The organism is Nonomuraea corallina (assembly GCF_027620315.1).
GTDB classification, from domain to species: Bacteria; Actinomycetota; Actinomycetes; order Streptosporangiales; family Streptosporangiaceae; genus Nonomuraea; species Nonomuraea corallina.
On record NZ_JAPNNL010000356.1, the window covers coordinates 1 to 772 of the forward strand.

At 67.1% G+C, this 772-nt stretch carries 1 protein-coding gene; it reads left to right on the top strand.

Annotated elements, in window-relative coordinates; translation table 11 throughout:
• On the top strand, positions 1 to 772 hold a 772-nt coding region (locus OUY22_RS36675; protein ID WP_270159917.1), incomplete at both ends, for a transposase family protein.

Genomic DNA, 772 nt, shown 5'->3' on the forward strand with positions numbered 1-772 from the left:
GTGCTTTTCTACCGTGCCGCCGTCGATTTGTCGCATCAGACCCTGAACTACGTCGCCGGGGTGATCCGGCGCCACCGTAAGTCCATGAGGTCGCCCTGGCGGCGGCTCAACCCGGGACAGCAGGCACTGCTGGTGCTGGTCTATTTGCGCAAGGGCGAGACGTTCACCGAGCTCGGAGCCGGTTTCGGCGTGTCGACGGCGACCGCGTGGCGGTATGTGGAGGAGACGGTCAAGCTGCTGTCGGCCCGCTCGCCCAAGCTCGGCCAGGCGCTGCGCAAAGCGAAGCGGGAAGGGCTGCACTACCTGGTGCTGGACGGCATGCTGATCCGCATCGACCGGGTCAAGGCCGACCGGCCGTACTTCTCCGGCAAGCACCGCGTGCATGGGATGAACATCCAGGTCATCGCCTCCCCGGACGGAACGATCCTGTGGACCTCCGGAGCATTACCGGGCAAGGCCCACGACCTGAGCGCCGCCCGCATCTGGGGCATCCTGCGCGCGCTGGAGCAGGCCGGGATCATCACCCTGGCCGACAAGGCGTACCAGGGCGCCGAGGGCCCGGTCCGTACCCCATACAAGGGCAAGAAGAAGCCCGCCTCCCAGAAGAAGGCCAACCGCGCCCACGCCAAGCTCCGCGGACCCGGCGAACGCGCGAACGCCCAGCTCAAAAGCTGGAAGATCCTCCGAAAGCTACGCTGCAGCCCGAGCAAGGCCGGCCATCTCTGCAAGGCCATCGCCGTCCTTCAGAACCACCGCGTCGCCCAGGCCGTCT